This is a genomic window from Sphingopyxis sp. (assembly GCF_050725655.1).
In the GTDB taxonomy this organism is placed as follows: domain Bacteria; phylum Pseudomonadota; class Alphaproteobacteria; order Sphingomonadales; family Sphingomonadaceae; genus Sphingopyxis.
Window position 1 is genome coordinate 1 of the sequence record NZ_JBOHHT010000045.1, and the last position, 7743, is coordinate 7743.

The window sequence follows — 7743 nt, forward strand, 5'->3', positions numbered from 1 at the left end:
ATCGCGTCGCGGAACTTGATCCGGTCCTCGGCCTTGTCGATCGCCTCCACAGAACGCGTCTGGACCGCATGGGCGATCAAGCATGGGCTCGACGTGGAAACCTTCCTGCCGACAATCCACGGTGTTCGTGCCTATGAAACCATCCTCGGGCTGAACCTGCCCGGCGTCGACGTGATGACCGAGGTCGAGGCGCTGACCCAGGCCGAGTTCGACGATGTCGAGGGCATCGAATCCATCCATGGCGCGGCAAGCTTCCTCAACGCCCTGCCTGCCGACCGCTGGGCGATCGTGACGTCAGCGCCTCGTCGAGCGTGTGCGCAATGCCGCTGCGCGCGCTTTCCAGCCCGATCTTGGTCATCGCGTCGCGGAACTTGATCCGGTCCTCGGCCTTGTCGATCGCCTCGGCATCGGCGCCGATCATCTCGACGCCATATTTGGTCAGCGTGCCGTCGTTGAACAGCGCCAGCGCGGTGTTGAGCGCGGTCTGCCCGCCCATCGTCGGCAGCACCGCATCGGGGCGCTCCTTGGCGATGATCTTCGCGACGATCTCGGGGGTGATCGGCTCCACATAAGTGGCGTCGGCGAGGTCGGGATCGGTCATGATCGTCGCCGGGTTGGAGTTGACGAGGACGATGCGATAGCCCTCCTCCTTCAGCGCCTTGATTGCCTGCGTCCCCGAATAGTCGAACTCGCACGCCTGACCGATAACGATCGGGCCGGCGCCGATGACGAGGATGGATTGGATGTCGGTTCTTTTGGGCATCAGTAGGGCTGCTTCTTCTCGATGAAAACGGCTTCGACCATTCCGGGCAACTGGCGCTGGTCGATCTCGAAATCCGTAAAATACTCGCATTCCGGGTTCGGGCTTTTGGGCCGCTCCCGGAAGGCGTGATTGAATGATTTGAGGATATTTTCTTTGGATAAGCGGCGCTTCAGGCGAACAAAGACGTCGATCGATTGGGTATATTGCCTCTCATGTTTCCTAGAGAAGCATTTGCCCATGAACGTCATCATCATTCCATCATCAGTCCGTTCCACGCTAAAGGGCGCGTCATAGTGCTTCGCACTGCACAATGGCAGATCGTCAGCGCCGATCCTGCCTGAAGGGCAAGAAATTCTCCACTGCGCACGCAGCACTTGCCCCGCAATTTTCGGTTCCTGCGAAACAGATACAGCAGGCGCGTTCTGCATAAGTATGAGCGCCACCAAGCTGCTCAAACCAAGGCTCACTTGAGCCCACCCACAAACTTCTCGAACAGATAGAAACTATCCTGCGGCCCCGGGCTCGCCTCAGGGTGATATTGCACGCTGAACGCATTTTTCCCCGTGATCGCGATGCCGCAGTTCGATCCGTCGAACAGGCTCTTGTGCGTCTCGACCACGCCGCCCGGCAGCGTCGATGCGTCGACCGCAAAGCCGTGGTTCATGCTGGTGATCTCGACCACCCCGTCGGCGAAATCGCCGCCGACGCGCTGGACCGGATGGTTCGCGCCGCGATGGCCCTGGTGCATCTTCACGGTTTTCGCCCCCGCGGCGATCGCGAGCAGCTGGTGGCCAAGGCAGATGCCGAAGATCGGGACATTGCGTTCGAGCAGCCCCTTGATCACCGGCACCGCATAGTCGCCCGTCGCCGCCGGATCGCCGGGGCCGTTCGACAGGAACACCCCCGCGGGGCGCAACGCGACAATCTGGTCGAGCGAGGTCTTCGCGGGCACCACGGTGACGCGCGCGCCGGCCTGTACGAGGTTGCGGAAGATATTGTCCTTCGCACCATAATCGACCGCGACGACATGGGGTTTGCCCTTAAGCCCCTCCCCTTCAGGGGAGGGGTTGGGGTGGGGGCCATCGTTCGACGCCGCGCCAGACTGCGAGCCCCCACCCCCGGCCCCTCCCCTAAAGGGGAGGGGTGAAGAATAACCCTTGCCCAGCGCCCAAACCCCCGCATCCCAAGCGCCCTGCCGCTCACGCGTCACCGTCTTGGCAAGGTCCATGCCCTCCAGCCCCGGCCAGCCCTGCGCGAGCAGCAGCAGCTTGTCGAGATCGAACTTGCCCTCGGGGCTGTGCGCGACAACGCCGGTCGGCGCGCCGCCGTCGCGGATACGCCGCGTCAGCGCGCGCGTGTCGATCCCCGCCAGCCCGATCAACCCTTGCACCGCCATCCACTCGGGCAACGTCTGCACGCTGCGGAAATTGCTGGGCAGCGTCGGAAGTTCGCGCGTGATGCAGCCGATCGCGCCGCGCTTGTCGCGTTCCATATCCTCGGGGTTCGCGCCGACATTGCCGATGTGCGGAAAGGTGAAGGTGATGATCTGGCCCGCATAGCTCGGGTCGGTCAGGATTTCCTGATAGCCCGTCATCGCGGTGTTGAAACAAATCTCCCCCACACCTGCGCCGGCCGCGCCATATCCCACGCCCCACAGGATCGTCCCGTCGGCAAGGACGAGGACGCCCGTCGCCCCAACTGGCGGGGTGGTAGACGCGACTGAGGGGTTGGCAGGTGCCATTCAACATGCTCCGGACGGGGGGCTAAACGGCCGACCAATTAGGGTCCAAAAAAGTGATTCACAAGCTATCGGATTGGGAAACTTCTCGCTAGAGAGGGCCTTTCCGAAATTTGCAGCGCATGGGGACACGCATGATTCGTGACGACATCAAGGCTGCGCAGGTTGCCGCGATGAAAAGCGGCGACAAGGCGCGGCTCGGCACCATCCGGCTGATGCTGGCCAAGATCAAGGACAAGGACATCGAACTGCGCACCGGCACCGCGCCGGCCGACGACGATGTGCTGGTCACCGACGTATTGCAGAAAATGGTCAAGCAGCGCCGCGAGTCGATTACGATGTTCGAGCAGGGCGGCCGCCAGGAACTCGCCGACATCGAGGCGGCCGAGGTTGTGGTGATCGAGGATTTCCTGCCGGCGCAGCTGAGCGACGATGACGCGACGGCCGCGATCAAGGCGATCGTGGTGGAACTGGGCGCCGAGAGCCTGAAGGATATGGGCAAGGTTATGGCCGCGGTGAAGGACCGGCTTGGGAGCCAGCTCGACATGAGCAAGGCGTCGGGCTGGGTGAAGGCGGCTTTGGGCTGATCAACTAGCGGCGCTGCCCACCCCTAACCCCTCCCGCAAGCGGGAGGGGAACCGAAATGGCGCCGCCTTTGCTTCTCCCCCCTCCCGCTTGCGGGAGGGGTCGGGGGTGGGCATACCGCCTATGATGGACGGACAGTTTCAGCCCCGCGACACGCAGCGCGCAAGGGAGTTGCGCAACGCCGCGACTCCTGCCGAGCGGGCTCTATGGCGCTGCCTGTCCGGTCGAAAAATCGGCGGCTGGAAATTCAGCCGACAGATGCCAGTCGGGCCTTACTTCGCAGACTTCCTTTGCCGGGAAGCCAATTTGATCATCGAGCTCGATGGATACTCGCACGATATGCGCCAAGCTTATGACGAGCACCGGGATCATTGGCTTGCCGAAAACGGGTTTCGAGTCCTTCGTTTCACGAACCGTGACGTGATGGCGAACATCGAAGGCGTCGTGAGCGAGATCGAGCGTGCTCTTGCCCTTCTACCCACCCCTAACCCCTCCCGCAAGCGGGAGGGGGACTCGTGAGCCTCACCCCGCAATGGCTGGACGAACTCCGTTCGCGGATCACCCTGTCGACCCTCATCGGCCGCACCGTGAAGGTCACGCGCGCAGGTCGCGAGTACAAAGCCTGCTGCCCCTTCCATAACGAAAAGACCCCCAGCTTCACGATCAACGACGAAAAGGGTTTCTACCACTGCTTCGGTTGCAGCGCGCATGGCGATGCGATCCGATGGATGACCGACCAGCGCGGGCTGTCGTTCATGGATGCGGTCAAGGAACTCGCCGCCGAAGCCGGGATGGAGGTTCCCGCCGCCGACCCGCGCGCCGCGAAAAAGGCCGAGGAGCAGGCGAGCCTGCGCGATGTCGTGCAGGGGGCCGCCGACTGGTTCACCCAGCAGCTGGGCAGCAGCAATGGCGCCCCGGCGCGCGACTATCTCACGAAACGCGGCATTTCTGACTCGACTCGCGCCGCCTTCGGCTTCGGCCTCGCCCCCGACAGCCGCAGCGCGCTCAAGGAAGCGCTCAAGAATTTCCCGACCGCAATGCTCGTCGAGTCCGGCATGCTGATCGCGGTGGAGGACAAGGACCCGTACGACCGGTTCCGCGGCCGCCTGATGATCCCGATCCGCGACGCGCGCGGGCGCGTGATCGCGTTCGGCGGACGCATCTTGGGCGACGGCGAGCCCAAATATCTGAACTCGCCCGACACGCCTTTGTTCGACAAGGGCCGCGTCCTCTACAATATCGACAAGGCAAGCCCGGCGTCGCGGCAGACGAACCGGATCATCGTCGTCGAAGGCTATATGGACGTGATCGCGCTCGCCGAGGCGGGGATTGCCGACGCGGTCGCGCCGCTCGGCACCGCACTGACCGAAGCGCAGCTCGGACTGATCTGGCGGATGGTTCCCGTGCCCGTGCTGTGCTTCGACGGCGATGCCGCGGGACAGAAAGCGGCGATGCGCGCCGCGATGCGCGCATTGCCGCTACTCCGACCCGGCTTCAGCCTCGCGTTTGCGACGCTGCCAGCCGGGCAGGATCCCGACGACATCGTCCGCGCGCGCGGCGCCGAGGGTTTCAATATCATTCTCGACGAAACGCAGCCGCTCGTCGAACGGCTTTGGGCGCATGAGGTCGCCGCAGGGCCGCTCGCGATCCCCGAGGAGCGCGCCGCGCTCAAGACCCGCCTGCTCGCGCACGCCGATGCGATCGAGGACGCCGACGTCCGCCACCATTATCGCGAAGCCTTCCGCGAGCGGCTCGACACGCTGTTCGCGCGAAAAATGCCCGAGCGCACGCAGCGCCAGCCATGGACCCCGAACCAGCCGCGCGGCGGACAATATGGAGGGGGGAATCGCCGCTTCGGCCCCGACCCGCGATTGCAACCTCCGGCCGACGAAACGCGTTCCATCGGGCAGGCCGGGATTTCGGCGCCTTATGTCGCCGCGCTGATCGGCGGATTGCTGCGTTACCCCGAAGCGCTCCGGCGCAACGAGGAGGCGCTGACGCGGCTGCCGGTGAGCGATTCAAGCGACGCCGAACTGCTCGGCGTAATGCTTGACAGCGCAATGCGTCAGGAAGGGCTTGATTGCGAGGGGTTGCTTGCCATATTGGAGCCAATGAAAGTGTATAATAGGGCGATGACATTGCTCAGAGCCGACGGAATGCACTTCTCGTTCAATCGCAGGCTGGAAAGCAAGGATGAGGCCGCAGCAGCGCGGGAAACGGCGCTTCGCGACCTTGACGAATATATCGGCGTGCTCGTGACACAGCCCGAAATCCGCTCTCGGCTTGCCGAGGCGACCGCGGATTACATGCGCACGATGGACGACGAAGGCCATGCTCGGCAGCAAAAGCTGCGTGCGATGGACGAGGATTTGACCCGCCGACTGGCCGCGCTGTCCGACAGCAGCGACCAGTGAAGACCACTTTAATGCCCGCAGGCAGGAACACTATATGGCCACCAAAAGCACCGCAGCCGACACCGATACCGACACCGACGGCCCGCTGATCGACCTCAACGAGGCCGACGTCAAAAAGCTGATCGCGCGCGGCAAGAAGCGCGGGTATTTGACCTATGACGAGCTGAATGCGGCGCTGCCGCAGGACGAAATGTCGTCCGAGCAGATCGAGGATATCATGTCGGCGATCTCCGACATGGGCATCAACATCGTCGAAAGCGACGAAGATGTGCAGGAAGAGGCCGACGCCGAACCCGACGACGAAGTCGATGTCAGCGCCGGCACCGGTTCGGTTTCGAACCCGGCGATCGAAAAGAAGAAGGAAACGGTCGATCGCACCGACGATCCCGTTCGCATGTACCTGCGCGAAATGGGCGCGGTCGAATTGCTCAGCCGTGAAGGCGAAATCGCGATCGCGAAGCGCATCGAGGCCGGCCGCGATACGATGATCCTCGGGCTCTGCGAAAGCCCGCTGACCTTCAACGCGATCATCGACTGGTCGAACGCGCTCAACAATGGCGAGATGCAGCTGCGCGAGATCGTCGATCTGGAAGCGATGCTGTCGAAGGACCCGGCGCCCGAAAACCTTGAGGAAGAAGGCGCCACGGACAACGGCGAGATCAGCGAAAAGACCGCCGGCGTCTCGTTCAAGGACGAGGACGAGGTCGAGGAAGAACCCGCCGCCGACTCGGATGACGAGGATGGCGAAAGCTCGTCGGGCAAGCGCGAAACCTTCGAAGAGGATGAGGAAGACAACACCCTCAGCCTCGCGGCGATGGAAGAGCTGCTGAAGCCCGACGCGCTCGAAAAATTCGCGAACATCACCAAGAGCTTCAAGGCCTTCTCGAAGCTGCAGGACGCGCGCCTCGAGTCGCTCTCGGGCGGCGAGGAATTCCCGTCGGCATCGGAGAAGAAGTATCACAAGCTGCGCGAGGACCTTACCGCGCAGGTCGAGGGTGTGCAGTTCCACAACACCAAGATCGAATATCTGGTCGACCAGCTCTACAGCTACAACCGCCGCCTGACCGCGCTCGGCGGCCAGATGCTGCGCCTTGCCGAACGCCACAAAGTGCCGCGCAAGTCGTTCCTCGACAATTATGTCGGGCGCGAGCTCGAAGAAAACTGGATCGATGGCGTCGGGTCGATCGACAAGAAATGGGCCGCCTTCGCCGAGAATGAAGCCGGCGCAGTCGACCGCATCCGCATCGAAATCTCGGAAATCGCGCAAGCCGCGGGCATGAGCCTGACCGAATTCCGCCGCGTCGTGAACATGGTCCAGAAGGGCGAGCGCGAAGCGCGCATCGCCAAGAAGGAAATGGTCGAGGCGAACCTGCGTCTCGTGATCTCGATCGCCAAGAAATATACGAACCGCGGCCTGCAGTTCCTCGACCTCATTCAGGAAGGCAATATCGGCCTGATGAAGGCGGTCGACAAGTTCGAGTATCGCCGCGGCTACAAATTCTCGACCTATGCAACCTGGTGGATCCGCCAGGCGATCACCCGCAGCATTGCAGATCAGGCAAGAACGATCCGCATCCCGGTCCATATGATCGAGACGATCAACAAGCTGGTGCGCTGCAGCCGCCAGTTCCTCCACGAAAGCGGCCGCGAGCCGACCCCGGAAGAAATGGCCGAGCGTCTGTCGATGCCGCTCGAAAAGGTCCGCAAGGTGATGAAGATCGCCAAGGAGCCGATCAGCCTCGAAACGCCGATCGGCGACGAGGAAGACAGCCACCTCGGCGATTTCATCGAGGACAAGAATGCGGTCATCCCGGTCGACGCCGCGGTGCAGTCGAACCTCAAGGAAACGGTTACGCGAGTTTTGGCGTCGCTTACCCCGCGCGAGGAACGCGTGTTGCGCATGCGTTTCGGCATCGGGATGAACACCGATCATACGCTCGAAGAAGTGGGCCAGCAGTTCAGCGTGACGCGCGAACGCATCCGCCAGATCGAGGCAAAGGCGCTCCGCAAGCTGAAGCACCCCTCGCGCAGCCGCAAGATGCGCAGCTTCCTCGACCAGTAGTACGAAAGGCCCCGCTCCAACGGGGCCTTTTTTTGGCGATCATTTCGTTTGCAAATCCGCTGGCTAATGGCTGCCTTTGGGGTGGGAAGCGGCCGTAAGAGTGGGTGCGCGGGTATCCCCTCCCGCAAGCGGGAGGGGCAGCGAGGCTTGCCAGCTTGCTGGCTAGCCGCAGCGGGGTGGG

General features: G+C 62.9%; 7 protein-coding genes and 1 pseudogene. 4 read left to right on the forward strand and 4 right to left on the reverse strand.

Translation table 11 applies throughout. From position 1 onward, the window contains the following. The 4 genes and pseudogenes from ACREBX_RS05935 to carA form a co-directional block, all read right to left on the reverse strand. Positions 1 to 240 (reverse strand): hypothetical protein (locus tag ACREBX_RS05935; RefSeq protein WP_431560833.1); only part of this gene is annotated, 240 nt, incomplete at its 3' end. A gap of 34 nt (positions 241 to 274) precedes the next feature. Then, a pseudogene (locus tag ACREBX_RS05940) lies at positions 275 to 763 on the reverse strand (carbamoyl-phosphate synthase large subunit); the annotation flags it as partial. After that, positions 763 to 1218: a hypothetical protein gene (locus ACREBX_RS05945; RefSeq protein ID WP_431560834.1), complete on the reverse strand. Its 456-nt coding sequence runs from the start codon at positions 1216 to 1218 to the stop codon at positions 763 to 765. The pseudogene ACREBX_RS05940 and the gene ACREBX_RS05945, both read right to left, overlap by 1 nt. A gap of 8 nt (positions 1219 to 1226) precedes the next feature. Next, a complete protein-coding gene (gene carA / locus ACREBX_RS05950; RefSeq protein WP_431560835.1) occupies positions 1227 to 2504 on the reverse strand; it encodes a glutamine-hydrolyzing carbamoyl-phosphate synthase small subunit in 1278 nt (425 codons plus the stop codon). Positions 2505 to 2635: 131 nt separating this feature from the next. On the opposite strand from carA, the gene ACREBX_RS05955 reads away from it, so the two are divergent. From ACREBX_RS05955 to rpoD, 4 genes are all read left to right on the forward strand, one after another. After that, positions 2636 to 3088, forward strand: coding sequence for a GatB/YqeY domain-containing protein (locus tag ACREBX_RS05955; RefSeq protein ID WP_431560836.1), 453 nt, complete (start codon positions 2636 to 2638; stop codon positions 3086 to 3088). Positions 3089 to 3209: 121 nt separating this feature from the next. Beyond that, entirely contained in the window at positions 3210 to 3605 is a 396-nt protein-coding gene (locus ACREBX_RS05960) for an endonuclease domain-containing protein (protein WP_431560837.1), read from the forward strand. Continuing rightward, positions 3602 to 5500 (forward strand): DNA primase, encoded by a 1899-nt coding sequence (gene dnaG, locus ACREBX_RS05965; RefSeq protein WP_431560838.1) that lies wholly within the window; start codon positions 3602 to 3604, stop codon positions 5498 to 5500. The genes ACREBX_RS05960 and dnaG overlap by 4 nt, the downstream gene beginning before the upstream one ends. Before the next feature lie 34 nt (positions 5501 to 5534). Next, the gene (gene rpoD / locus ACREBX_RS05970; protein ID WP_431560839.1) at positions 5535 to 7562 is read left to right on the forward strand and encodes an RNA polymerase sigma factor RpoD; all 2028 of its coding nucleotides are present in this window, start codon (positions 5535 to 5537) and stop codon (positions 7560 to 7562) included. Positions 7563 to 7743 lie beyond the last annotated feature (181 nt).

What these genes read in the sequence shown, in the direction of transcription:
- ACREBX_RS05955 (WP_431560836.1), top strand. Translation starts at nt 2,636, where the DNA reads ATGATTCGTGACGACATCAAGGCTGCGCAGGTTGCCGCGATGAAAAGC.
- ACREBX_RS05960 (WP_431560837.1), top strand. Translation starts at nt 3,210, where the DNA reads ATGATGGACGGACAGTTTCAGCCCCGCGACACGCAGCGCGCAAGGGAG.
- rpoD (WP_431560839.1), top strand. Translation starts at nt 5,535, where the DNA reads ATGGCCACCAAAAGCACCGCAGCCGACACCGATACCGACACCGACGGC.
- carA (WP_431560835.1), bottom strand. Translation starts at nt 2,504, where the DNA reads ATGGCACCTGCCAACCCCTCAGTCGCGTCTACCACCCCGCCAGTTGGG.